This is a genomic window from Adhaeretor mobilis (assembly GCF_007741515.1).
Lineage (GTDB): Bacteria > Planctomycetota > Planctomycetia > Pirellulales > Lacipirellulaceae > Adhaeretor > Adhaeretor mobilis.
In genome coordinates this window covers 2,230,616-2,256,457 of record NZ_CP036263.1, presented here as the reverse complement: position 1 = coordinate 2,256,457, position 25,842 = coordinate 2,230,616, and the positions used below count along the sequence as shown (strand labels likewise).

The following is a 25,842-nucleotide window of genomic DNA, read 5'->3' as shown; positions in this document are numbered from 1 at the left end:
GGCAGCGGAAGAGTGAGATTATTGTACCAGCTTCCCCTGACCGTTCCTCTGATGCTCATGAACGACAACGCTACTAAACGGCATCGGGACGATGCGTGCTAACACTCTCAGGGAATTCACCCTTTCACGATCCGCCAGCAACGGTGAATCCGCCTATTCCGAAAGTCCTCCGGCACGGTCTGCTTACTGATTTCGCGGGAAGTGGCGCCCTCGACTGCCGCAGCATCGAACTTGAAGCGTCTCGAATTGGTAGAAAAGTAAATCACGCCGCCAGGACTTGTAACGGCAATCGTCTTTTGCAGCAGTTCCACATGATCACGCTGCACGTCCCAGTCGCGATCCAACCGTTTGCTGTTGGAAAACGTTGGCGGATCGACGACCACAAGACCAAAACGCTCTTCGTCTCCCCGTGCGATCGTTTGATCGAGAAACTCAAGCGTGTCTTCGGCAACGAATTGATGCTGTGGTCCTGTGAAGTCGTTCAGCTGCATGTTCTCAGCAGCCCAGTCGAGATAGTTCTGTGAGAGATCTACCGTCACGGTTTCCAGCGCACCACCGGCTGCCGCATAGACGCTGAAGGAACCGGTGTACGCAAACAGATTGAGAAACCGCTTACCTTCTGCCTGTTCGCGCACCATGGAGCGTGTTACTCGATGATCGAGGAAGAGCCCCGTGTCGAGAAAGTCGGACAGGTTGACCTTGAATTTTAGCCCCGCTTCTTCCACCGTTTTGATGAAGCTGTGATTGCCGACACGCTGGTACTGGTCGGTCCCACGTTGCCGCGCACGGTGCTTCATGAAAACCTGGGAACGCTCGATTTCCAGGGCTTTCGAGGCGGTCTTGGCCATCAAGTCAAGCCAGTCTGCATGTTCTGCGGGAGTGCGCTCGTGAGGTCGTTCGAACTCCGCCATGTGCAAAGCATCTTCGTACCGGTCAACAACCAGCGGAATCTCAGGAATGTCGCGCTCGTACAATCGATAACAACCGATGCCCCGCTGCTTCGGCCAGCGCCGCAAGTGCCGGGCTCGCTTCTTCAGGCGATTGGCAAACTCCTCAGCTTGGCGCTTCGCCTCCGGTGGCAGGCCACCGAACGCCGGGGCTGGTTGCGACGGTGGAGTTCGTGCTTCCTCAGCTTCGTGCCGTAACTCGTGACTGGTTTGATCAGCATTGGCATCGCGGCCTACTTCCTCGCCAACATCTTGATCCACCCTGGGACTACGACCTACACTCTCGCTTGCGTCTTCGCCGCTACTTGTCTCAGGCGTTGCCGACCCATCTCGTGGCGGCCGAGGCCCGTAGAACTGGTAGTACGTACATTCGATCTGGGCGTTGAACAACTTACGACGACGATCCGCCTTCTGTCCGAGGAGCTTTTCAAAATCCGAGCGCGAAGTCAGCACGTAATGCGACCAAGTTTTGAGCCGGCGGAACACCTCAGGCATCGACTCATAGAGCGCCTCGATCTCGTCGTCCCAACCCATACGCTCGCCGTAGGGCGGGTTGGTGATCAGGCAGCCGTAGTCACGCTTGCTGGTGAGGTCGATGAACTCCGCTTGCTGGAAATGAATATCGCCAGCCACGCCGGCTTGCTCAGCATGATATCTGGCCAAGCTGAGCACTTCTGCATTCTTGTCCCAGCCGATGATCGTCTCTTCGAGGTTCGGCAGAGCGAGGTCCGCGGCCTCTTCGCGGGACACCTTCCAAACTTCACCGGAAATCGCCGGCCATTGCTCTGCGAGAAAATCGCGATTCCTGCCCGGCGCCAGGTTGCGGCCTTGCATGGCCGCTTCAATCACAATCGTGCCCGTGCCGCAGAAAGGATCGACGAGCGGGCGTCCTGGCTTCCAAAAGCTCAACTGCACCAATGCCGCCGCCAGCGTTTCGCGCAACTGCGCTTCAGCAGCCAGCTTGCGATAGCCACGACGGTGCAGTCCGTGGCCCGTGGTATCCATATCGAGCGAAGCTTGATCCTCAACGATGGAGATTTCCACAGGCACCGAGGGACCCGTCTCGGGGAGTTCGCTGCCATATTGCGATTGCAAACGCTCTACGATGGCCTTCTTCACGGTTCTCTGTACCGCTGGCACGCTGGTGAGTTGCGACTTGCGCGAGCGCCCGCGAACTGGGATCTCCGCGTCGGCAGTCATCCAGGTTTCCCAATCCAAAGCTTTGGTTTGGTCGAACAGCGCATCGAAGTCTGCCGCAGGGAAGTTAGCTAGCTCTACGAGCACGCGATCTGAACAGCGCAACCAAAGGTTTGCCCGTGCGATGGCCGAAGCGTCCCCTTGAAAGCCAATCCTCCCAGGACGTATGACCTTTGCTTCGTAGCCCAACGCTTTCAACTCGCGCACAACGATCGCTTCGAGTCCAAAAGCAGCGGTAGCGATTAAGTTCATTTATTTACCACGGAGGCGCGGAGCACACGGAGATCATGCGGGATAAGGAATTTCTCGCAAAGGCGCTAAAATCCCTATTCTCTTTTTCTACTTTGGGTTCTCATTGGGGATGGAAGCTATGTCTGTGCGCTTTGTTGTTTCATTATTCAATCCAGGTCTTCGCGCCTTTGCGTCTTTGCGAGAAATCAACAAAACAATCTCCTATTCGACACAAATCAAAACTACACGCGGCAACTAGGACTGCCGGTGCAGAACAGCTTGTACCGCGTGATCCCACCACCGCGGCTGGTTCGCAACTCCATGAGCGATCCGCACTTGGGGCAATAATCGAACTCCTCCTCGACTTCACCGCGATCTTCCGCCGACTGGCATTTCACACAACGGGTCGCCTTGGGCATAAATTCTAACCGCTCCTCGGAGATTGGCTTGCGACAAACTTCACAAAGAATCGCTTGCTGCCAATCACCAGCTTCGTCAAATTCGTCAACCGCTGGATCGCTTACCGCGAGCCCAACAGCTTCACACTGGTCACATTTGAGCTGGCTGCCATGGCTGATCAGCAATTCCTGCAGCATCTCAACCGGCGGTTCTGCGGCTCGTCGCAGTAGCCCGAGCTTTCTCAATCGCTTGGCAACTTGCTCCTCACCACAAACAGTCCGCCACTGACACTCAGAGCAGGTAAGCTGAGCTGAGAACATCTGGTTACCTCTTGATCTGTGGAATAGGCCTCATCCACGCTCACTTTCGCGCAACGACGCGATTGAAGTGCAACTCCACCTCACCATCAACCACACGCCGCACGCCTTCAGCTAAGCAAACCGGTTCGTTTTCCGCTTGGCCTCGATCGATGATCTCCTCGCGCAAGGTACCAGGCGCTACAGTAAATGTCGTCTGGTTGATGATTTGGTTACCTGCATCGAGCTCCGGCACAATAAAGTGACACGTTGCACCGAAAGTAAGCATCCGTACAGCAAACGCATCATGATAGGGCCGCATGCCGGGGAAGCTGGGTAGTAGGCCATGGTGCAAGTTGATGATTCGCCCGCCGGCATACTTCCAACAGCTCGACGGGGGTAGCACTCGCATGTAGCGGGCAAGGATGATGTAGTCGATGTCGTGCTCGTCGCATATTTCAATCAGGCGTTCGTCATTGGCTCGCCCTTCGTCGTCGCCAATTGAGAACCATGGCACATCGAACTCCTCAGCCAACGATTTACACTTCTTGCGGTTGCTAATCATCACTGCTGCGTCGGCGGCAATGCGGTTGTCGGCGATCGCTTCCAGAATTGCCCGCGGTGTTTCGTCGCGGTAAGTACAGCAGATTGCCAACCGAGGTCGCCGCACGCCCTGGGGAGGCGACCAGGTGCGAATCGACAGGCCTGTTCGTTCGCTCACTTCCACCATGTCAGCCTGGAGTGGCTCGACCTGCTCGGGCTCCACGCTGACGCGTGTGAGCATGGAGAATACACTCTCCTCATCGTGGTCGTACATCTGGATTTCCGAGATGTTCGCTCCGTGCTCGGTCGCGCAGTGGACGATCGGATCGGCAAGCCCACGATTGTCGGGACCAACGGCGGTAATAATCAGTTGCATTCGTTTGCTGCGTAAGTGGTGCATTAGCTGGGCGAATACTCCAAGTTAGTTGCCAGCGTGCTGTGAGTCACCGCCAAATCGCTCGCACTCATGGAAATGCCCCGCAGATTTGTCACATCCGGTACGACCGCTCTCCAGATGGGTTGCTTCTCGACTGAAGTTTGCTGGGTGGCATTCCGCAACCTAACTTAAGTTGCCGCTTGATCGGCCGCAGTCAGGCTGTTTCCGGCATCATGCGCGGGGAAGGGCCACCGAAAACACTAAGACAAACAAGTTAGACGAGCCTCCGATGAACGAACTCCAATCTCCATCTGCCGACGCTGATTCGCAAACTGATCTCGAATCGCTCTTGGCAAGAATCAATCAGCTAGCAGGCAAAGAGGTAACGACAAGTTCGGTAACTCCTCCGTCACCTTCAACCTCTGCCCCAGATACTGCGTCTGCACCAATCCCCCCCACTTCCAACGAAGGTGGTAACGAAGAGGTACTCCCTTCGTCTCGTCCGGGAGCCGCTCCTTCAGTTAATTCCAGTCCCCCCGTCGAGGATGGCCGGAATGATTGGAAACCCCTCGAACCAGACACGCTGGATGCTGCCGGCGTGAGTGAAGGGCAGTTGGAGCATCTCGTGCTCAAGGCGCTTGCCGCCTGTGGAGACATCAGTGGTCGCGGTATTGCCGAACAGCACGCCCTGCCCTTCCGCCTTGTTGAGCCCGTACTGCAAGACATGAAGACTGCCCAATTGGTTGCCTTCCGCGGCTCGGCACCGATGAACGATTATATCTATCAGCCCACCGACATGGGCCGCGAACGCGCCAAGAAACTCACCGAAACGTGCAGCTACTTCGGTGCTGCTCCGGTAACCCTCGAGGCTTACATCGATAGCGTCAAGCAACAATCGATCGCCAAATTGCATCCCACCGAGACCGACCTCAAGCGGGCATTTTCTGACCTACTAATCAACCCCGACATGCTCCGCCGACTGGGCCCAGCAGTGAATTCCGGCCGCGGACTCTTCCTGTACGGCATGCCGGGCAATGGTAAAACAAGTATCGCCGAACGTGTTACGAGCGCCTTTGGCGATTGCATCTGGGTACCACGGTCGATTGGGATCGATGGCGAAATTATGCGGGTGTTCGACCCAGGCCTCCACGAAGAAGCTCCTTTGGAGCACACGAGCGGACCGCTTAACGATCAGGCTGTCGATTTACGTTGGGTGCGAATCCGCCGCCCTACGATCGTGGTGGGTGGCGAGCTCACCATGAACGAACTGGAAGTCAAGGCCAGCAGTGGCAGCAACGTGAGCGAAGCTTCCATTCAGCTCAAGAGCAATTGTGGCACGTTAGTGATCGACGACTTTGGTCGACAGAGGATGACCACCGATGAGTTGCTCAACCGTTGGATCGTACCGTTGGAAAAACGTTACGACTTTCTTCAATGCGTGAACGGCAAGAAGATTCAGGTGCCGTTCGACCAACTGATTATCTTCTCGACCAACTTGGAGCCCAAGGATTTGGTCGATGATGCGTTCCTGCGTCGAATACCCTACAAGATTGAAGTCGGCGATCCGTCTGAAGAAGAATTCCGCAAGCTGTTTGAAATTATGGCACCAATCGTGGGCATTCCCTACGACGCGGAGTGCGTGAACTACTTAGTCGAAGATCACTACAAGAAGATGAATCGACCGTTTCGCTGCTGCCAGCCACGCGACCTGCTGCTGCAAGTGGTGAATTACTGCCGCTACATCGACAAGCAGCCCCAGATGTCACATGAGTACATCGACTACGCTGTGGAGAATTACTTCGCAATTATGTAAGCGAGATGTCTACCGACAAGATTTCTTCCTGACGTTTTACCCGCATCGTCCCGATGCAGTCGAGTCCAGGAAAACCCCACCAACAACGAACCAACATGAGCACCCTGCAAAACAAAGCCCTTTCGCTAGGGATCGATGTCGCGGTACTCCGCTGCGTCTTAATATTGCTCGGGATCGTGACGTTTGGAACTTGGGGCTTTTGGGTCACTGAAACCGACTGGACCCTCTGGAGGTCGCTGTATTTCACGCTCATCACTATCACGACTGTTGGCTACGGCGACCAGGGCCTCTCAGAAACCGGACAGAAATTTGCCGCCATCATGCTGCTCGGCGGCATTGGCGGCTTTACCTATTCAATCACCAACCTAGTGCAACTTACCGTCAATCGCGATCAGGCACAGGCACGCAAACTCTTGAGGAAAACCATGGACTGGGAAAGTCACGTCATTGTGTGCGGCTACGGCCGCATGGGGCAATCAATCTGCGAGCAACTCCGCTCAGGCGGCAAAGATTGTGTCGTGATTGAGGACGATCAGGAGTACTATGAGCTTGCCATGGAGAACGGCTTTCCTGCCGTGCATGGTTGCGCTAGCGAAGATGAATCGTTAGTCGCAGCCGGTATCAAGCGGGCCAACTCAGTGATTACCGCGGTCACCAATGATGCCGAAAACATGTATGCCGTAGTCAGCGCTCGCGACCTCAACCCCGAGTGCTCGATTATCTCCCGCGCGGAAAGTGCGAGCGCCGCTCGCAAGATGGAGCGCGCCGGCGCCACCTTTGTCGTACTACCGCACATGATGGCCGGCGAAAGCGTCGCTTCCGCGGTACTGCACCCCCGGCTCACTTCCGCCATGCAGTCCAGCAATAACCCAGACGATCGCCTAACACTCGGCGAAGCTGTCGTGGAAGAGGGCTCCGAGCTACTCGAAAAAACCGTCATGGAGTACGGCAAGCAAGCCGGCGACCTGGTATTTGTGGCCGTCGAACGCGAAGACGGCCAGCTATTCATGCGTCCCCGCGGCGACCAAACCTTCGAGGTGGGCGACGTAGTGATCTGTGCCGGCCGCCAAGAAGATGTGCAAGCTATCCGCGAAGTTGCCGGCGGTGCGGTGGCTGTTTGATGCTTGGCACGCATGGCATTCGAGCGGTACAGTAGCCGGCGAGCTACCTCGCCCGGTGATCAAGCGTGCACAAGACTTCGGCGAAATTGCCACGCTCAGTCCGTGCAAATCAGTGACATCCGTGGCTAAAAAAATCGCCCCCTGAATTCTGTTGCAATATCGCCATCACTTATGCGAGCGTTCCAACCCAAAGTCCAGTGCCAGCTGCGGGTCGTTCTCATTCGCCGGGTCGAGCTCTTGAAACAGCAAGCTCGGTTGGATGTCGTGATTATGTTGGTACTTGCTGTCGTACGGGTCGAACTCGCCGGTGATCTCGTGGTAGAAAATCTGGCAGATTGGCACGCCGGCATAGATTCGTACCGGCTGCACGGCAAACATTTCTAGCGTCCAGTACCCGGCAAAGCCCACATCGCCAAAACCGGCCGTCACGTGAACGAACAACCCCAGTCGGCCAATGGACGAGCGGCCCTCAATCTGAGGTACGAAGTTTTTCGTAGCGGTCTTCTCAGCCGTGCGGGCTAAGTACAGCTGGTTCGGGCTAAGCACGATCCCCTCTTCAGGAATCTCGATCCGCCGCACCCGATTCGCCTTGGCCATGTCGAGCACAACCTCTTCGTACACCATCAGCTCGTCGTGCAACGAAAGGTTGTAACTGTTGGGATTGAGATTCGCCGGGTCGTAAGGATCAATGACAATGTCATCACCCATGCGACGTTCGATTTCTCGTCCTGAAAGAATCATAAAGGCACCTAGCTGAAACTGCAAAAAATGGAACCACAGAGGGCACGGAGGTACACAAAGAACTGGATCGGTGTATTGAGGTCGAAAAGCTTAATCATACTGCACGACAAGTAAGTGCTGTAATTAATGAATCTAAGGTACCTATTTTGTTGATGACCTAAATTGAAAGACCTAAACGGAGCACTCGAAGCCTCTAATCGGAAAAACTTGCAAAGGGTTCTCTGTGTACCTCCGTGATCTCTGTGGTTCAATAAAGAATTAACCGAAATTTCTCCAGCTCATCCTACGTCGATCTGCGGGCAAAACTTCTTCATCGAGCACTCATCGCACTTCGGTTTTCTTGCGTCGCAAATCGCACGCCCGTGGTCGATCATTTGGTGCGAGAACTGGACCCAACGCCGCTTCGGAATCAATGGCATCAAGTCGCGCTCGACCTTGACGGCATCCGTATTCGTGGTGAGCCCCGTCCGCCGACTAATTCTTCCGACGTGCGTATCGACCACCACACCGGTCGCCAAGCCAAACCCTGTGCCCAGGACCACATTGGCCGTCTTACGGCCCACGCCGGCAAGTTGGGTGAGAGAAGCCAAGTCTTGCGGAATTTCACCGCCATGCTTCTCTACCAAATCGGCACAACACGATTTGATGTTCTTCGCCTTGTTCCGAAAGAAGCCGGTACTCTGCACCGCCTTCTCGATTTTCTTGACCGGGGCAGCGGCAAAGTCCTCTGGCTCGGGAAATTGCTGAAAGAGGTCTTTCGTCACTAGGTTCACGCGTTTGTCAGTACACTGCGCGGAAAGGATCGTGGCGATTAGCAGCTGGAACGGCGAATCGTAGTCCAGCGCACAGTGGGCATCGGGATAGTCGGCTTTCAATCTTCGCAGGACGCTTGATGCCTGCTTTTTCAAAGAGTCTGCATCAGCGAATGGGGGAGTGCCGGTGTTTTTGGGCCGCTTCGCAGTTTTCGATTTGGCCATGGGCTGAGCGGCGGGCAAGTTGAACAAGAAGACCAAGCGAGTATTCTGGCCGATGCCACCAGGGTGTCAAGCCGCGATGGAAAGTCCCCGCTAGGGTTTCGGCCATCCTGGCCCAATGGGCATCGCACGCCTATACTTCCTTTCGGAACGCGACTTGTTTTTCTCGAATCACACTCTCTTTGCACTGTCGATCCATGTCCGGCGAGCCAGCTACCGATCTATCAGCTCTCTTCGATCCGCTCTACCTCAAGGGAATTGAATACTTCAATGAGTGCGATTTCTTCGAAGCCCACGAAGTTTGGGAAGAACTATGGACCGAGTACCGCGGCCCGGACCGCAAGTTCTACCAGGGCATGATTCAAGTGGCAGTCGCCCTGCACCACTTCGGCAACGGCAACATCCGTGGTGCAAAGAAGGTTTACGATTCAAGTTGCAAGTATCTCGAAGAATATCGCCCCAGTCGCCAGGGGCTCGATCTCGAAGCATTTCTCAAACAATACGAGAACTGCTTCACCGACGTGCTCTCCTCGACGGAAGAATTCCCCAAGATCGACATCGATGCGGAAACCATCCCCGAAATCCACCTTAACCCTGATCTAGTCGAAGCCTAAGTGGTGCTACGTGACACGACTCGGCACCCACATCGTCAACCCTTAATCCAACACCTAACATTCTCATGCTTCCCTGGAACGCCCAAGACCTTTCGTTCGATGAGAACCGATTCCGCGGCATTGTCCGCCTGTTCCCGCTGCCCGACTTGGTGATGTTTCCGCATGTGGTACAGCCGTTACACATTTTCGAGCAACGATACCGCGACCTACTCCACCAGGCACTCGATAGCGACGGCTTGATTGCCATGAGCGTGCTCGATCCTCACTTACTCCGCGACGAGGAAAAACGCCCGAAACTCGCGCCGTACGCTTGTCTCGGGAAAGTCGTCACGCATCAACGGCTGGAAGATGGCCGCTACAACCTGATGCTGCTCGGCCAAAGGCGCATTCGCATCGTTGAGGAGCTTCCCCAACGCAGCGCATTCCGCGAAGCGCGTGTGGAAGTCCTCGAAGATTGCCAACCGACACTCTCGGAAATTCAGAGTGCGGCCCTGCAGGCAAAGCTCACTGAAGCCTTCCGTGAAGCGTTGCCTGCAGGTTCGCTGGCTTCGGGTTCGGCTGCAAGTGAACCCATCAGTGAACTACTCGCTGAGGAAATCCCGCTGGGTGTGCTCACCGATCTTGTGAGCTTTGCACTGGACCTGCCTTGCGATCTGAAGCTCGCCATGCTCAGCGAGAGCAATATCGAAGTGCGAGCGAAGCAGCTGCTCGCGGAACTTACCGGTTGTGGGCAATTCGAGCCGAGTACGGAATCGATTGCGGATTCCAGCACACAGCTAGACCAGGCCGATTTCTTCAAGAAAGCCTGCCAAGACGTAGCAGCGGTGAGGCTAGCAAACGGATTCCCGCCGCCCTTCAGTAGCAACTGAGCTGGGTTGCAAAAAAAGAGATTAGGAGTGGCATGGGCAGGCCTGCTGCCCTTGAAACCTCTCTGAACGTGTAGTCTCGTTGTCCGCGCTGGCAGTTGAAACCCCAGGGCTAGACAAGCTAGACAACAAGGGCAGCAAGCTGCCCATGCCACCCGCTGTTTGCTCGCCCCTCCCGCTGCGCTGCTTGGGCGATTATCATGGGGACTTCGCTCATAGTCTCACGATATAGCCCTAAGAACGCGCAAGCGATATCCATGTCAGATAATTCACAAACCGTCGATCAGGGAAGCATCTCTGGCGAGGCGGATGAATCTTCCAAACCCGTACCGCCCGAGGTGGATCTGCCCCGTATTGAGAAGGCCGTCCGGGAAATTCTGATCGCAGTAGGCGAAGACCCCGACCGCGAAGGCCTGGTGGAAACCCCTGCCCGCGTGTCCCGCATGTATGCGGAGCTGTTCAGTGGCCTGCATACCGACCCACGCATTCACTTGAAGAAGTACTTCACAGAGAAATACGACGAGATGGTGCTCGTGCGTGACATTTCCTTCAACAGCATGTGCGAACACCACATGCTCCCCTTCATTGGCAAGGCGCATATCGGCTATGTGCCCAACGGCAAGGTCGTGGGCCTCAGCAAGTTGGCCCGCGTGGTAGAGGAAGTCTCTCATCGCCCGCAGGTGCAGGAACGCATGACCGAGGAGATTGCCGACTTGCTAGTCAGCGAGCTCGATGTGAAGGGCGTGGCCGTGGTCATCGAGGCGTCTCACTCTTGCATGTCGATCCGCGGCGTGCGTAAGCCGGGGAGTCTGTGCGTGACTTCGGCCATGAAAGGGTTGTTCCGCTCGAACCTCTCCAGCCGCTCCGAAATCATGACGCTCATCTACGGCGGTCGCCACTAGATTCTTTCACGCGGCACTTGCTCACTCAGTCAGGCAGAAGTTTAGGGTAGAAAACGCGATGGCGTTACTCATTGATTTCCTGCTGCGTCTCTGCCTCGGCATGGCCGCCGCCATGGCACTCGTACCGCACTCGCAGGTTTCGAGTGGTTATTTCCGCAATCACCTTTACGTGGTGCTGGGCCTGGCGACGCTGGCCGCATTGCTCTCACCTTCTGCGCTTCCAGCTGCGCTCTGGTGGGCAGCGGGTGTGGCGGTGGTTAGCTACCTTGGGGCGGTTTGTTGGCTCTATGAGCGGCCAGTTCTTGGAAAGGCTGCCCTGTGGATCGCTGCAGGCCTCTCTACGGCTGGCCTCATTCTCGCGACTGCTAAGCCGGCAAGCGGCGTTTTAAATTCCATCTACCCGATCTCCTCGGCAATGCTCTTAGGCACTGTCATGGCGGCGATGCTCCTCGGGCATTGGTATCTCAACGCGCCCGGCATGAAGCTGGAGCCACTGCAGAAGCTGCTGAAGTACATCACATTAGCTTTGTTCATCCATGCCGTAGTCTGCGCTACCGGGCTAGCGGCAGAGTATCGGACACAAGAAGTACTTCCTTCTTCGTGGTGGCTATTCGTCGTGCTCCGCTGGACCTGCCTCGTGGGCATCGGTTTTCTCACCTATATGACTTGGCAAACACTCAAGATCCCCAACACCCAAAGCGCCACAGGCATTCTCTATGTGGCAGTGATCGGCGCCTTCACTGGCGAAATCGCTTCCCTGGTACTGTCAGCCGAGTCCACCTTCCCGATATAATGAACTTCGCTTGCGTGCAGTTCTTGCTTACTACTGGTCGGGGTCGGGACAACCCGGCTCTCGGATAACCGATATGAATATTACTTTTGCCTGCCCAAAGTGCGACCAAGCGAGTCGCATCGAGTTCAATGATTCAACAGAATCGCTCTCATGCACGCATTGTCGTCAAGAGATCGACACCCCTGCCGGGGCAATACAGGGCGAGCAAGTGACCCAGTGCTTAGTTTGCCCCAGTCACGATTTGTTTATTCGCAAGGACTTCCCACAAAAGCTGGGCGTGCTGCTCGTCGTGATTGGAATCGTGGGCAGTTCCATCGCTTGGTACTACACGAGACTCGACTGGACTTTCGGCATCTTATTCGCCACGGCACTGATCGACGTGTTGCTCTATGCTATGGTGGGCGACGCGCTCATGTGCTACCGCTGCGGGGCGCAATATCGCGGCGTGGACGAAATGGATTCGCACGGCCAATTTGATTTGGAAACTCATGAACGCTATCGGCAAATCGATGCACGCTTGGCCCAATAACACAGAAATAGCGCAGCCCACGCAGTAGTCTTACGCTGCAATCCCACAACTACAAACGCTCGCTAACTGCGGCGCATGCCAGATGCCTCTCGACGCCGACCGCCTTCGAATCGAGCAAGACCTCCGCGGGCAGCTCGAAGGCGAAGTGCGCTGCGACGATCTGTTCGTGCAACTCTATGCGAGTGACGGCAGCATCTACGAAGTTCGCCCCCTGGGCGTCGTGCGGCCCCGTACGCTTGAAGACATCGTCGCCACGGTCACCTATGCCGCAAAAAACGAAATCCCGCTGCACGCCCGCGGCAGTGGGTCGGGCTTGGCCGGTGAGTCGCTAGGCCGTGGCTTGATCATCGACTTCTCACGTTTCTACAAACGCATTGTTGCTGAAACGGAGGATACCGTTCGCGTGCAGGCCGGCGTTGTGCTGGATGTACTCAACCGCCAACTCGCCCGCAACGGCCGCCACCTGGGCCCTGACCCCGGCAATAGCGAAGTCACCACCATGGGCGGAATGGCCGGCATCGACGCTCACGGAAGTCGCTGGCGCACTTTCGGTTCCATGCGGCAGAGGATTGTCGAAGCGGAAGTAGTGCTCGCCGATGGGCAAGTCGTTCGCTTCGCTCGAAGAACCAAGCCGGCTCCCGGGGTCGATCGAGAATCCAACCCCGCAGGGTTCCTTGCACATAGGGTCCAGCGCATCACGAGCGAACATGCTCAGGCGATTGCCGAAGGAAAGAAGAAGACAAAGAGTCTGGTGGATCGGAGCGGCTACCGTCTTTCGGAACTCGTTCACGAGGATGGCGTTGATCTTCTCGACTTGCTGGCAGGCAGCGAAGGCACGCTGGCGCTAATCACGGAGCTGACGCTTGCCACGAATCCCTTCCCAAAACATGTCGGCAGCGTACTGTTCTTCTTCAACTCGATTGATAAAACTGCCGAGGCAGCTGCGGCAATCTCCGAGTTAGCTCCTATGGCGTGCGACCTCATGGACCGTCGTCACCTGAGCCTTGCCCGGCAGGAAGACCCGCGTTACGAGCTGATGATCCCTGCCGCTGCAGAGGCCGTGCTGCTGGTCGAACAGGCTGCCGATTCACCCGGCGAGTTGAAACAGTCGCTTGCTGGGATCAACGATTTTCTAATCAGCCAAAAGTCGCTCGCCGTAGGTTCCTACATTGCGAGCGATCCACACGACCACCAACTGCTCCGGCAATTGGCGCACCAGTACGTGCCAACGCTCTATCGGCTCAAGGGCACCACGCGGCCGGTTCCATTCGTTGAAGATATCGCCGTGCCACCGATGGCGCTACCCGGATTTCTTCGCCACACTCAGCAGACGCTCAAAGAGCACCAAATCACCGCATCGATTTTTGGGCACGTTGGACACGGGCAGCTGCACATCCGCCCTTTCCTCGATTTGTCCAACTTGTCGCACGTACAGAAGATGCAAACTCTGGCGGAGGGACTCTACGAGCGAGTGTGGGAAGTGGGCGGCACGATCAGTGGCGGCCACGGCGATGGGCTCAGCCGCACGCCGTTCCTAGGGCAGCAGCACGGGCTGCTCATGAATGCCTTCCGGGACGTGAAGCAGCTGTTTGATCCTGAAGGAATCCTCAACCCCGGCAAGAAAGTCTTTCCAAGCACAAATTCGATCAGCGCGAATCTGCGGCATGTCGCTTACCCGTTGCTCGACCGCTTGCAAGGTCGCCTAGACTCGGCCGGAGAAGCACCAGAGACAGCAGGGTTAGCAGTCGTGGTGGGCGATGATTCTACTCAGGCCACTCTACCGAGGATCGAATTACAACTTGACTGGCAGCCGCAGGAGATGACCCGCGCCGCCCGTATGTGCAACGGCTGCGCTGCGTGTCGCACGCAGGCGGAAGACACGCGTATGTGTCCCATCTTCCATGTTTCCACACGAGAGGAAGCCTCTCCACGGGCAAAGGCGAATTTCGCCCGTGGCATCCTCACGGGCTCGCTGTCGCCCGATACCGTCTTAGAAGACTCAACCAAACGAGTGGCCGACCTATGCGTTCATTGCCACATGTGCCGACTGGAGTGTCCCGCCGAAGTGGACGTTCCCAAACTGATGGTAGAAGCCAAAGCTGCGCACGTGGCAACCAACGGCCTTCCGCTTGGCGAGTGGGCCATGACTCGCATCGAAGGGCTTTCACGAACTGCGTCCAAGCTCCCCCGCCTCGTGAATTGGGCAATGGGAAATCGTGTCATGCGTTGGGCGCTGGAAAAGTCATTCGGGATTGCGCAGGGGCGTAAGTTACCCTACTTGGAACGTCGTTCGTTCCTCCAACAGGCAAAGTCGCGCCAGCTGCACCGTCCTCGCCGTAGCACGGGCGAAAAAGTCTTGCTGTTCGTAGATACCTACGCGAACTACTACGATGCGGAGCTCGCCAACGCACTGGTCGCCGTTCTGGAGCACAACGGCATTTCCGTTTACGTGCCCAACGATCAACGCGAAGCGGGCATGCCTATGATTTCCCAGGGCGTGCTCGCCCCGGCGCGCGAGCTGGCGGAGCACAACGTAGCCATGTTGGCCGAAGCAGTTCGGCAAGGATACACCATCGTTTCCCCCGAACCTTCGGCTGTGCTTGCCATTCAGCACGAGTACTCAAGCCTGCTTGGCGGCGATAGCGACGCGGACATGCTTGCCGAACACACCTTCGAAGCGTGCAACTATCTGTGGCGTTTTCACCAACGCGGCAAACTGCAGCTCGATTTCCAGACGACGGATCTCACCGTGGGCTATCACATGCCGTGCCATGCAAAAGCGTTGAACATGGGCACGCCGGCGGTCAATTTGTTAGAGCTGGTGCCCGGCGTGCGTGTGCGACGCATTGAAAAAGGCTGCAGCGGCATGGCGGGCCTGTACGGATTCAAGCGCAAGAACTACCGTCGGAGCTTGCGGATGGGCTTGCCATTGCTCAATGAACTACGCGACGGACAATTCCAAGCCGGAGTCACCGAGTGCAGCACTTGCCGCATTCAAATGGAACAAGGCGCCGCCAAACCGACCCTCCACCCCGTAAAAGTCTTGGCCTTGGCCTACAACATCATGCCGGAGCTGCGTGATCTGCTGAGTAGGCCCAGCGAGCGGTTGCGAGTAAGATGAAGCCTGTATGGCCACGACCAAGATATTGCTGTTTGCAGGGGCGCGCGAGCTAGTCGGCCAGGCGGAGGTCACTCTGGAAGTGAATTTCCCAACAACTGCCGTCACTTTGAAAGCAGCCCTCGTCGCGACACACCCCGAGCTTGCCCCGCTGTTGCCACATACCCTATTGGCCGTTGATACTCAATACGCAACTGACGACACACCTGTCTCGGCAGGTTCCACGCTCGCACTCATCCCGCCAGTGAGCGGCGGCTAGAACCGATACGATACCACCTACACGATTCGCCCCAATGATTAAACTCACTCAAGAGCCGATCGACACCACCGCCCTGCTTGCCGACGTGCAGCATGAGGAGGCAGGTGCCGTTGTGCTTTTTTTGGGGACGACTCGAAAGTTCACCGCCGGGCGTGAGACCATTGAACTGTACTATGATGCCTACCAAGAAATGGCTACCCAAGAACTCGAGCGCCTTGAGCAAGAAGCCCGCGAGCGCTGGTCGCTCGTCGAGTGCGCTATCGTTCACCGCTTAGGACTTGTTCCGCTCAAAGAAGCCAGCGTTGCGGTCGCGGTTAGCAGTGCCCATCGCGGCGAGGCATTCGAGGCAGGCAAATGGCTCATCGATACGCTCAAGGAGCACGTGCCCATTTGGAAACAAGAACACTGGGCCGACGGCAGCCAAGAATGGGTCCACCCGGGTGCTCCCTCATCGTCTGTGACTGGTGGTGACGCATGAATCGCTCGCCAGAAAATTCGGCTAGCCACTCGACTGGCCCGCTCGTTGATCAGTTCGGCCGCGGCCACACCAATCTACGGCTCAGCGTGACTGATCGCTGCAACATCCGCTGCTTCTATTGCATGCCGGCCGAAAACGTGCAATTCCGCCCGCGTGTAGAACTGCTCACCTTCGAGGAAATGGTGCAGTTTGTTCAAGCCGTCGTCCCACTCGGCATCAACAAGCTGCGACTCACTGGTGGCGAGCCCTTGGTGCGCCGTGGCCTCGCAAGTTTGATTTCGCAATTACGTACGATCCCTGGCCTCGACGACATTGCACTCACGACCAACGGCATTCTGCTGGCTGAGCAGGCAGCCGGCCTGAAAGCAGCCGGGCTCGATCGCTTGAATGTCAGCCTCGACTCGTTGGACGAACAAGTTTTCGAAAAGATCACCCGCCGCACGGGACTCGATGCGGTACTGAAAGGTATCGCCGCTGCCCAAGCAGCCGGCTTTGATAACATCCGCCTCAACGCCATCGCCATTCGTGGCCTCACCGAGAGCGAAATAGTGCCGCTGGGCCGCTTTGCTATCGAACACGGCTTGGAACTCCGCTTCATCGAATTCATGCCGCTAGATGCAGACGGAGCTTGGGAAGAGTCCGATGTACTCACTGGCACTGAAATTCGTCGCACTCTAGAAGCAGAATTCGGAAAGCTCACGCCCGTGCACCGCGACGATCCCAGCCAACCGGCAGTCGACTTTCAATTCGTCAACGGTGGTGGTCGTGTCGGCTTCATCAACCCAGTGAGCGAACCCTTCTGCAGCTCTTGCAATCGACTGCGTCTGACAGCCGAGGGACAAATCCGCAACTGCCTATTCTCCCACGAAGAATGGGACGCCCGAGCGGTGCTGCGAAGTGAGCTTGAACCCGCACAGCGCGAACCGGCAATCCAAGACTTAGTACGAAGCGCAATCGGCGCAAAAGCCAAAGCCCACGGCATTAGCGAAGCCGGCTTCCAGCAACCCGCACGAGCCATGTACCAAATTGGCGGCTAGCCCGCAGTCTTCCCCGATGCAGTTACATACAAGTTTGAAAGTTGGGTAGCACCGACACTTTCTCCTCGTTTCGCTTCACTTTTTTGTGGAATGCTGCAAGGGAGAAGAGTCGGTGTGCGCAGCACAAGAGGATTCGAAGATTGAGTGTAGTGTTTTTAGACCTCTTGCCGCAGGCGGCCCCGACACTTGTCCGAGCGAGCCGCTAGAATAGGCGACCTACAATCCGGACGAAGTGTCGCGGCTACCCGGTCTCTTGGCCCCATACGTTCGCGACTGTATGTGCAACTAACAGAATCTTCACCCATGTCCAACCGCCTCTACTTCGACAACGCCGCCACCAGCTGGCCCAAGCCGGATTGCGTGTACGCGACGATTGATCGCTACCAGCGAGAAGTCGGCGCAGCGGCAGGACGAGGCGGTTACACCGCTGCCGTGGAAGCTCAGCGCATCGTCAGCGCCGCTCGTCGAGGTTGTGCAAAGCTACTCGGCGCCCGTGATCCCGACCGCATCGTCTTCACCGCCAACGGAACCGATGCACTGAATCTGGCAATGCACGGGATTCTCCGCAAACGTGATCATGTAGTCACGACGGTCGCAGAACACAACTCGGTGCTTAGGCCACTTGCTTCCGCTGAGGAGCAACTCGGCGTGTCGGTCGAATTCGTCAACTGCGACGAGCAAGGCTACCTCGATCTCAAACAGCTAGAAAGTACGATCGACGACAGCACCGATCTCGTCGTCGTGACGCACGCCTCGAATGTCACCGGTGCACTGCAACCGCTGAAAGCGATTGCCGCAATCGTCAAGAACTCCCGCGCCCTACTCCTAGTCGATGCCGCCCAAACCGCTGGGCACGTTTCAATCGATGTCGAAGCGCTCGGCATCGACCTCCTCGCAACTAGCGGGCATAAGGGTCTACTCGGACCGCTCGGTACTGGCATCCTCTACGTTCGCGAAGGAATTGAGACGAGGCTCAATCCCACACGCCAAGGCGGCACCGGCGTCGATAGCCAATCGAAACAGCAACCCGACCAGATGCCCGAGCGCTACGAAGCTGGGAATCTCAACGTGCCCGCGATTGCCGGTTTAGGCGCTGCCACCGAATTCCTAATCAGCGAAGGAACAGAAAGAATCGCCGCCCACGAGCAGGAACTCACAAAGCAATTGCTCACCGGGTTAGAAGCAATCCCTGGCGTAAGAGTCTATGGCCCGCCAGCCGGCATGTCGCGGGTGGGCGTTGTGAGCTTCACTGCCGAAGCGTATGATCCACAAGAACTGGCAGCCGCAGTGGATGCCGCCGCCAGTTTGCAATGTCGCGCAGGCCTGCACTGTGCCCCACGCATGCACCAGGCGATCGGCACGCACGAGACAGGCGGAACGGTGCGACTATCCATCGGCTGGGCAACCACTCCCCAGCAAGTCGAAGCCGCGCTTGCCGTCATCGCGGCAGTCGTCGGAACGTAACTCCAGAGAAGTCACACGCATGGGCAAAGCCAAGAGCACCAACAAATCAAACGAGCAGCCCTGGTTCGCCGACGGCTTGAAATTCAAATGCACCGGCTGCGGCGACTGCTGCACCGGCTCGCCTGGGTACGTTTGGCTCAATCAGGCGGAGATCGACGCCATGGCGGGCGAGTTGGAACTGTCTCCCAAGGAATTCGAGCGGCGCTATGTCCGCAACATCGGAATCCGCCGCAGTCTCAAAGAGCTACCCGTGAGCTACGACTGCGTATTTCTTGATGCCGAAACCCGCAAGTGCGAGGTTTATGCAACCCGCCCTCGCCAATGCCGTACGTGGCCCTTCTGGGATTCGAACCTCAAATCGCCTGAGACCTGGCAGGAAACCTGCGAGGCTTGCCCAGGGGCCGGCAAAGGCAAGCTCTACTCTCTAGAGCACATTCAGAGCGAAGCGGCAGTGGTGCACGTCTGAGGGTGCTTAGGAAGCTCCAGAAAAAGCTTGCACACGCTCTAACGCTACCGTTAGCCGACGCCAATTTTGCAAATACCGTGCTCGCCGCGCGATTGCCAGTTCCGGCAATCCTCCGCCAATCATTCAATCTGCAGACTCGATATTCCACGCTGTCGACCTGGAAAACCGCTATAAACTCCACGGCGGGCAAGCTCGTGGGCGAACGATTCGGTACTTAGGTGGCAGCCATCTGCTAGCACTCCGAACGGCAAAAATCCTCGACAACTAGCGATTTTGGTAGTTTTTGCGGATTAGATGAAGTTTGCTGCCTTTCCGGGTCGATGCCCTTCAGTACGGGATATCCTGCTACGCTGCTGCTCGCGGATTCAAGCGAGCAATGATCGGCAAGAGTCGTCCCGGGATGATCTTTGAAAACTTGCTGTCAGAGAGTCCAAGAGGGCCCATCAAAGGCGTCTCAGGGGTGTTTCCCTGAGTGCCAGCGAAGGGCCATTTCTTGACACTAATGCTTACCCCAATTACACTTGGAGCAATTGAGGCGGACACAATCCGGGGCTCATTCGCCTGCCCCGCCCGCACTGATTCGTGCTCTAGGGGGACCTTCGTCGTGACTAAAAAAGAGATCGTAAAGACCATCTCAGAAGAGATCGGTTTGACCCAATTGAAGACGAAGGAAATCGTCCAGAAGACCTTTGATGCGATTGTCGACACGCTCGTCCAGGACGAACGGATCGAACTTCGCAACTTCGGCGTGTTTGAAGTGAAAAAGAGGGCTGCTCGCAAGGCACGGAACCCTCGCACCGGCGAGAAAGTGTTTGTGCCAGAGAAGTTTGTCGTGACTTTTAAGCCCGGCAAGGAGATGGAAGAACGCGTTCGCGAACTCGAACGCAAAGCCAACGAACAAGCAGCCGCAGCGGTCGCCCAAGAGAATGCCGCCACAGGGCCAACCAGTCCAACAACGCCCGGCCCTTCGGCCAACGGAGCACCCTCAGCGAACGGAACCCTAGGTGGGGCAAGTGCTTACGAAGCAGAATCACGCTCAGCAACCTGAGCAGAGTTAACAGAAATCAGCCGCAACGCGTTAGCGTCCGGTTTTGGTGTCGAGGAGAGGTCAGAACCGTGGTCTAGCGCCCGGCGGCTGATCCTCAGCTTTCTGACAGCAACGAGACATGTACAAGCAGAATGGGCCACAGGCTCGCTAAGCAGAGACCAGCACTAGACTTAAGTCGCATTGACGTGAGTTTGGTTTACGCAGCTCAAGGAGGAGCTACCAAGATGAGAAAATGGATCCTTTCAACTCTCGTTGCCATTTCGCTTGCCAGCAATGTTGGCTGCATGATCCCCATCTATAGTGGCGATCCAGTCCGACGCGGCAAGCAGCTCTTCTACACGTCAGAAAATCTGCGTGCCTTCCTGGACGAATGGGAACGCATCTGGTTCCTCGACCAGCCGACGCACCTGACGCCACACAGCACGCACGGCGGCATTATCTAGCAGGTAGCTAAGTCATGCCACAGTCGGGCCCTGTTGGCCCGATCCGTGTTGCCCAACCATGTAGTCTACGAGCAGCCAGCGGTACGCAAACCGTTGGCTGCTTCTGTGCGCTGGCCGCAAGCCAGGACCGGCAGACCAACAACTCGCCACAACTCGATACGGCTGAATGCATAAGCACCGACTATCACTTGACGCTAGATCTCAGCCGTGTGAGACTCGATAAAAATTGATTGCAAACGCTCAAGGCTTGCAACGATTCCTGCCTCTACCCCTCCCTCTAAATCTCTCCAGGATTGCTCCATGCCCACCTTGCGATGTCTCACACTGTCCCTCGCCACATCAGTCCTATTGGCAGTTCCTGCACCAGCCCAAGTGGGCCCTTCGGGACCGATCACTTCGGGCTTCGGCGTGCGGGCTGGCGCTTCGAACTACCAAAATTGCCCCAGCTACTGCAGCGGCGCGGTTGAGTTTGCCAACGATGGGGGCGAGTTTGCTCCTGCGGCTAGTGTCTCAGAGAGTACCTACGGCACCATGCGAGCTTCGGGCTACTATAGCGCTGCAGACACTTACCTCCCAGTACTCAAAGCGTACGCGCAGGCTAGCCCCAGCGGTGGCGGCGGAGCTAGCGCCTCCGGAATTCAGGGCTTTACCTACGAAGGAGCGGGTCCCAAAGAGATCACGCTCAACTACATGCTCGACGCTGTGGTTGACCCAGGAACCGGCGAAGCCAGCGCAACCGCGCGAGTCGGTGCCTACCTCGGCACGAATGTCGAATTCTACACCGATTTCGGAACCCTTTTCTTCGAAGTCGTCCCGGAGGAACAGCATCTGGGCATGACTAGCACGTACATCAACACGGTGGGCGATCATAGCGAGCCCGGCGAACTGGTCTTCACCGTGAATCCCGGAGACAACTTCTACGTCATAGCCGGCCTCAGCACGAGCGTCCGCCGCAGTGGCCTTGCGAATGCTGAGAATACATTCACTGCCAGCTTCGCCGACGCCACCGGGCTCACCGCAGCCAACCCAGTCAGCGTACCGGAACCTACAACGGCCACATTGCTGGCGATTGCCACACTGGCTCTGGTCCGTCGCCGTCGCACTGTCTGAACATAAACCCGAGAGTTACCAACGAGCAGCCAGCGGTACGCAAACCGTTGGCTGCTTCTGTGCGCTGTAGCTCGGTGCCTCCGGCCTGAGCACCACAGGTTCGCTTAACAACAAGGTCAGGAGTCTTGCCTAGCACAGTGGCTCAGCTGATTAGAGCGGCACATCAACCCTACTCAGCCTGGAAGGCCGAGCTACTTTCCCACGCGATTTCAGCCAGCAAATCTGTTAGAATTGGTGTGCTAAATTAGCTCGCTCCGGCGCATTCTGCCCATGCACTGGAAGACGGACTCGTACCGCAGAGTTTTGCTCGGCGGCGACTACAGCTGAGCAAAAGTCGCCGGAGCACTCGTGGGCCATTTGCCATAAGTCGTTATTCGGCCAGCATTAACAAACAATGCGCACACATAGTTTCGGGGACTTTTGCTCACAAAAACACAACTTACGTGCAAAAAGCAAAGGTCGGTTGACGACACAGACACTGAACTTGGATTGAATTTTTGAACACGGCCATCGAAAACACGAACTCTATCGCACCACCCGAGGTTGATCTGTCCGTCCAGCTCGGGCGCTTGCACCTGACTAACCCTGTCATGGTCGCATCGGGCACGTTTGGCTATGCGCGGGAAATGGCCCATCTGGTCGACCTCTCACGTCTGGGAGGCATTCTCCCCAAGACGGTCACCAAACAGGAGCGACAAGGCAACGCTCCTTGGCGCACCATCGAAACTGCCGCGGGCATGCTCAACTCAATTGGGCTCGACAACGACGGCATCGACGCCTTTCTCGAAAACCATCAGCCTTACTTGACCACGTTGGGCACTGCCATCGTCGTGAGCATTGCCGGACGCACCCAAGATGAATTTGTTGAAATGTGCCAGCAACTGGACGGTGTGCCGGGTGTGGCTGCGATTGAACTCAACATCTCTTGCCCCAATGTTTCCGGCGGAGTCGACTTCGGTACCGATCCAAACATGTGCGAGCAGCTCGTAGCAGCCTGCCGCGGAGCGTGCGAGTTGCCGATCCTTGCCAAACTCACGCCCAACGTCACCAGCATCCAGGACATGGCCCGTGCCGCTTCAGCTGCCGGGGCAGACGCCCTCTCCCTTATCAACACTTGCCAAGGCATGGCCGTCGATTGGCGCGGAAGAAAACCCATGCTGGGTAACGTCATCGGCGGGCTCAGCGGCCCGGCGATCAAGCCCATCGCTTTGCGTTGCGTTTACCAAGCCGCCCAGGTAGTTGATACGCCGATCATCGGCATCGGCGGCATCGCCACGTTGGACGATATGATGGAGTTCCTGGTTACTGGCGCCTCAGCGGTTCAACTCGGGACTGTGAACTTCTACAATCCAACCGTGTCGATGACTTTGCTCGATGCTCTGCCCGCAGCGCTGGCGGAACTTGGTGCGAAGAGCGTCGCTGAAATTGTTGGCACGCTTCGGGTCTAATAAAACATGGTCGGGACGACCGCGGCTAACATCAAAACAATCATCAATTTTCAATCATAAATCTAAAATCCCACCATGCGCGTACTTAGCGGCATCCAACCCACCGGCCGATTTCACTGGGGTAACTACTTCGGAGCTATCCAACAGTACATCGCCCTGCAGGACGAGGACGAAGCGTACTACTTCATCGCCAACCTGCACGCGCTCACCACGATTCGCGACAAGGAACATCTGAGCCAACTCACCTACGATGCGGCTCTCGACTTGTTGGCTTTAGGACTCGATCCGGCTCGGGCGATTTTGTTCGTGCAGTCCGACGTTCCTGAGGTAAGCGAGCTGTGCTGGTTGCTGATGACCGGCACACCAATGGGCTTGCTGGAACGCTGCCACGCCTACAAAGACAAGAAGGCAAAGGGTATGGCAGCCGACGCGGGACTGTTCACCTACCCTGTGCTCATGGCAGCTGACATTCTGGCTTACGATGCCGATGTTGTGCCCGTGGGGGAAGATCAGGTGCAGCATATCGAAGTCTGCCGTGACCTCGCCGGTAGTTTCAATCACAAGTTCGGCGAAGTGTTTACGATGCCGAAGCCGCAACTGCTCGACGGCTCTGCCAAAGTGCCGGGTCTCGATGGTGAGAAAATGAGCAAGAGCTACGACAACACCCTGGAAGTGTTTGAGGAGCTAGGTCCGCAAAAGAAAAAGATCATGCGAATCGCCAGTGATTCGCGTCCGATGGAGGACTCCAAAGAACCTGAAGGCGACGTGCTGTACCAACTGTATTCGCTGGTGGCGACGGATGCCGAACGCGAGGAGATGGCCGCCATGTACCGTAAAGGTGGCTTTGGTTATGGAGACGTGAAAAAGTCGATCGTGGCAGCAGCAAACCAATACTTTGGCGCAGCCCGAGAAAGTCGCCAAGATTGGGAGTCTCGCCCCGACGATGTGCGAGATGTACTTGCCGATGGAGCGAAGAAAGCACGTGCCAAAGCGGGCGAAGTGCTGCACAGAGCCCAAGAAGCCTGCGGCCTCAAACTGAGTTAGTCGCAAAGGAAACAAACCACATCCCCTAGCCCCCGGCGCAAGCCGTGGGGTTCGAACAACAGAAATGATTCCGCTTCCAACCCCGCGGCTTGCGCCGGGGGCTAGGGGGTGGATTCAGTCTTCAATCGCAAATCGTCAATCATCGATTTCTCATGGCAATCATTGGCATCGGAACCGACATCACCGAATGCGGCCGCATCGGCAGAATGATCGAGCGGCACGGCGAATTGTTCATCACACGCGTATTCACCGAGCACGAGATCAACTACTGCGTCACCAAGAAGGCCGCCTTGCAGCACTACTCAGGGCGCTGGGCCGCCAAGGAGGCAGTGCTCAAGGCGCTGGGCACGGGTTGGCGGCAAGGCATCAGTTGGCGTGATGTGGAAGTGCGAAACCTCAGCAGCGGCGGGCCAACCATTCGCCTTTACGGCGGAGCTCGAGAAGTGGCCGATAAATTGGGTATCGAGACCATGCACATCAGCATTTCCCATAGCCGCCACTATGCCACCGCACAGGCCGTGGCCGAAGGAGCGCCGGGCATTTAGAGGCGGTCTTACTTGGTGGGGCGTGAGGAATAATTCTCAAAGAATTTTGGGAGTTCGCGGAACTCTCCCAGCGCCGCAGGGTTAGAATCGCCTACAGATACGCCGCTGGCGTGCGCCAACTCCCCCTCCTACGAGTCCTGTGGAGTCGAAAGAACATGCGAATCATTACATTAAGTGCTACTGCTTTCCTTGCAATCACACTCTTGGCTATCCAAGGTGCCGTTGCTCAGCCACCGTCGCGGGACGACGAATTTGGCGAATCCAACCGCAGGGGTCCTGGTGATCGTCCTGGTGGAACCTATGAGGAGGGAGCGGGACGAGAACGTCGCGGCGAAGGAGGCCCCCGAGGGGGGGAATTCCGAGGTCGTGGCCGTCCCCAGAATCTGATCTTCGAAGCGCTCGACTTGAACAGCGATGGGGAGATTTCAGCGGTTGAGCTTCGCAAAGCGGCAGCGGCACTCAAGAAGCTAGACAAAGACAAAGACGGCACGATCACGCTAGCCGAGGTTACGCCCGAAGGTGGTCCAGGCAGGCGCGGCGGGCGTGGCGGCGATCCACAGCAATTTGTCACGCGTATGATGGAGAACGACAAGAACGGTGACGGCAAGCTCACACCGAACGAAGTCCCGGAGCAGTTGCTACCGATGCTCCAAGGCGGCGATAAAAATGGCGACAAGGCGATCGACGCCGAAGAGCTTGCTGCCATCGCAGAAGCTCAAGGCGGACGCGGCGGCGGACGAGGAGGTCAGCGGGGAGGACAAGGAGGCGGTGATCGTGGTCAGGCGGCTGAGCAAATGATCCAACGTAGCGATAGCAACAACGATGGTCGCCTCACTCCAGATGAAGTGCCTGAGAGGATGCGCCAGATGCTGCAAGGTAGCGACACCAATGGCGATGGTTCTCTCGACGCAGCCGAATTAGGAGCCGCCATGGAGAAAATGGGGCAGCGACGCCGCGGAGCAGAGGGTGGTGGGCGTGGTGCAGGGGGTCCTGAGGGCCGTGAGGGTCGTCAGCGTCGCCCCGAGTGACCGCTTGCTGCA

25 protein-coding genes are annotated in these 25,842 nt (G+C 56.9%); 20 read left to right on the top strand and 5 right to left on the bottom strand.

Annotated features, from left to right (window positions below; translation table 11 throughout):
* Positions 1-116: 116 nt before the first annotated feature.
* From rlmKL to HG15A2_RS08815, 3 genes are all read right to left on the bottom strand, one after another.
* A complete protein-coding gene (rlmKL, locus tag HG15A2_RS08825) occupies positions 117-2,396 on the bottom strand; it encodes a bifunctional 23S rRNA (guanine(2069)-N(7))-methyltransferase RlmK/23S rRNA (guanine(2445)-N(2))-methyltransferase RlmL (protein ID WP_145059757.1) in 2,280 nt (759 codons plus the stop codon).
* Between the two features lie 221 nt (positions 2,397-2,617).
* A complete protein-coding gene (locus tag HG15A2_RS08820) occupies positions 2,618-3,094 on the bottom strand; it encodes a TraR/DksA C4-type zinc finger protein (RefSeq protein ID WP_145059756.1) in 477 nt (158 codons plus the stop codon).
* Positions 3,095-3,134: 40 nt separating this feature from the next.
* The gene (locus HG15A2_RS08815) at positions 3,135-3,989 is read right to left on the bottom strand and encodes a formyltetrahydrofolate deformylase (RefSeq protein ID WP_145059755.1); all 855 of its coding nucleotides are present in this window, start codon (positions 3,987-3,989) and stop codon (positions 3,135-3,137) included.
* A 289-nt stretch (positions 3,990-4,278) separates the two neighbouring features.
* Between HG15A2_RS08815 and HG15A2_RS08810 the strand changes: the two genes are divergently transcribed.
* A complete protein-coding gene (locus HG15A2_RS08810) occupies positions 4,279-5,802 on the top strand; it encodes an ATP-binding protein (RefSeq protein WP_145059753.1) in 1,524 nt (507 codons plus the stop codon).
* Positions 5,803-5,897: 95 nt separating this feature from the next.
* Complete coding sequence (locus tag HG15A2_RS08805; RefSeq protein ID WP_218932423.1) at positions 5,898-6,923, top strand: potassium channel family protein; 1,026 nt, start codon at positions 5,898-5,900, stop codon at positions 6,921-6,923.
* Between the two features lie 165 nt (positions 6,924-7,088).
* Here the strand turns inward: HG15A2_RS08805 and dcd are convergent, their stop codons facing one another.
* On the bottom strand, positions 7,089-7,664 hold the full coding sequence (gene dcd, locus HG15A2_RS08800; RefSeq protein WP_145059750.1) for a dCTP deaminase: 576 nt from the start codon (positions 7,662-7,664) through the stop codon (positions 7,089-7,091).
* Between the two features lie 278 nt (positions 7,665-7,942).
* Positions 7,943-8,641, bottom strand: coding sequence for an endonuclease III (nth, locus tag HG15A2_RS08795; protein WP_145059748.1), 699 nt, complete (start codon positions 8,639-8,641; stop codon positions 7,943-7,945).
* 194 nt (positions 8,642-8,835) lie between these two features.
* On the opposite strand from nth, the gene HG15A2_RS08790 reads away from it, so the two are divergent.
* From HG15A2_RS08790 to HG15A2_RS08705, 18 genes are all read left to right on the top strand, one after another.
* Complete coding sequence (locus tag HG15A2_RS08790) at positions 8,836-9,252, top strand: DUF309 domain-containing protein (protein ID WP_145059746.1); 417 nt, start codon at positions 8,836-8,838, stop codon at positions 9,250-9,252.
* A 65-nt stretch (positions 9,253-9,317) separates the two neighbouring features.
* Positions 9,318-10,121, top strand: coding sequence for an LON peptidase substrate-binding domain-containing protein (locus tag HG15A2_RS08785; protein ID WP_145059744.1), 804 nt, complete (start codon positions 9,318-9,320; stop codon positions 10,119-10,121).
* A 254-nt stretch (positions 10,122-10,375) separates the two neighbouring features.
* Positions 10,376-11,020, top strand: coding sequence for a GTP cyclohydrolase I FolE (gene folE, locus HG15A2_RS08780; protein ID WP_145059743.1), 645 nt, complete (start codon positions 10,376-10,378; stop codon positions 11,018-11,020).
* 58 nt (positions 11,021-11,078) lie between these two features.
* Complete coding sequence (locus HG15A2_RS08775) at positions 11,079-11,813, top strand: hypothetical protein (RefSeq protein WP_145059742.1); 735 nt, start codon at positions 11,079-11,081, stop codon at positions 11,811-11,813.
* A 73-nt stretch (positions 11,814-11,886) separates the two neighbouring features.
* Positions 11,887-12,342, top strand: a complete 456-nt coding sequence (locus tag HG15A2_RS08770; RefSeq protein ID WP_145059740.1) for a hypothetical protein — start codon at positions 11,887-11,889, stop codon at positions 12,340-12,342.
* 82 nt (positions 12,343-12,424) lie between these two features.
* Complete coding sequence (locus HG15A2_RS08765; protein WP_145059738.1) at positions 12,425-15,463, top strand: anaerobic glycerol-3-phosphate dehydrogenase subunit C; 3,039 nt, start codon at positions 12,425-12,427, stop codon at positions 15,461-15,463.
* Between the two features lie 7 nt (positions 15,464-15,470).
* Entirely contained in the window at positions 15,471-15,719 is a 249-nt protein-coding gene (locus HG15A2_RS08760) for a MoaD/ThiS family protein (RefSeq protein ID WP_145059737.1), read from the top strand.
* 34 nt (positions 15,720-15,753) lie between these two features.
* Positions 15,754-16,197, top strand: a complete 444-nt coding sequence (locus tag HG15A2_RS08755) for a molybdenum cofactor biosynthesis protein MoaE (RefSeq protein WP_145059735.1) — start codon at positions 15,754-15,756, stop codon at positions 16,195-16,197.
* Positions 16,194-17,234: a GTP 3',8-cyclase MoaA gene (gene moaA, locus HG15A2_RS08750; RefSeq protein WP_145059733.1), complete on the top strand. Its 1,041-nt coding sequence runs from the start codon at positions 16,194-16,196 to the stop codon at positions 17,232-17,234. The genes HG15A2_RS08755 and moaA overlap by 4 nt, the downstream gene beginning before the upstream one ends.
* 303 nt (positions 17,235-17,537) lie before the next feature.
* Positions 17,538-18,698 carry a cysteine desulfurase gene (locus HG15A2_RS08745; RefSeq protein ID WP_145059732.1) on the top strand — a complete coding sequence of 387 codons (1,161 nt, stop codon included), beginning with the start codon at positions 17,538-17,540 and terminating at the stop codon, positions 18,696-18,698.
* 19 nt (positions 18,699-18,717) lie between these two features.
* The gene (locus HG15A2_RS08740) at positions 18,718-19,164 is read left to right on the top strand and encodes a YkgJ family cysteine cluster protein (protein WP_145059730.1); all 447 of its coding nucleotides are present in this window, start codon (positions 18,718-18,720) and stop codon (positions 19,162-19,164) included.
* Positions 19,165-19,768: 604 nt separating this feature from the next.
* Entirely contained in the window at positions 19,769-20,212 is a 444-nt protein-coding gene (locus HG15A2_RS24520) for an HU family DNA-binding protein (protein WP_145059729.1), read from the top strand.
* Between the two features lie 224 nt (positions 20,213-20,436).
* Positions 20,437-20,655 (top strand): hypothetical protein, encoded by a 219-nt coding sequence (locus HG15A2_RS08730; RefSeq protein WP_145059728.1) that lies wholly within the window; start codon positions 20,437-20,439, stop codon positions 20,653-20,655.
* A 300-nt stretch (positions 20,656-20,955) separates the two neighbouring features.
* Complete coding sequence (locus tag HG15A2_RS08725; RefSeq protein WP_145059726.1) at positions 20,956-21,765, top strand: PEP-CTERM sorting domain-containing protein; 810 nt, start codon at positions 20,956-20,958, stop codon at positions 21,763-21,765.
* A 527-nt stretch (positions 21,766-22,292) separates the two neighbouring features.
* Positions 22,293-23,213 (top strand): dihydroorotate dehydrogenase, encoded by a 921-nt coding sequence (locus HG15A2_RS08720; RefSeq protein WP_145063980.1) that lies wholly within the window; start codon positions 22,293-22,295, stop codon positions 23,211-23,213.
* Between the two features lie 75 nt (positions 23,214-23,288).
* Positions 23,289-24,257: a tryptophan--tRNA ligase gene (trpS, locus tag HG15A2_RS08715; protein WP_145059725.1), complete on the top strand. Its 969-nt coding sequence runs from the start codon at positions 23,289-23,291 to the stop codon at positions 24,255-24,257.
* Between the two features lie 152 nt (positions 24,258-24,409).
* Positions 24,410-24,802 (top strand): holo-ACP synthase, encoded by a 393-nt coding sequence (acpS, locus tag HG15A2_RS08710; protein WP_145059724.1) that lies wholly within the window; start codon positions 24,410-24,412, stop codon positions 24,800-24,802.
* 155 nt (positions 24,803-24,957) lie between these two features.
* Positions 24,958-25,830, top strand: a complete 873-nt coding sequence (locus tag HG15A2_RS08705) for an EF-hand domain-containing protein (protein WP_145059723.1) — start codon at positions 24,958-24,960, stop codon at positions 25,828-25,830.
* Positions 25,831-25,842: the final 12 nt, after the last annotated feature.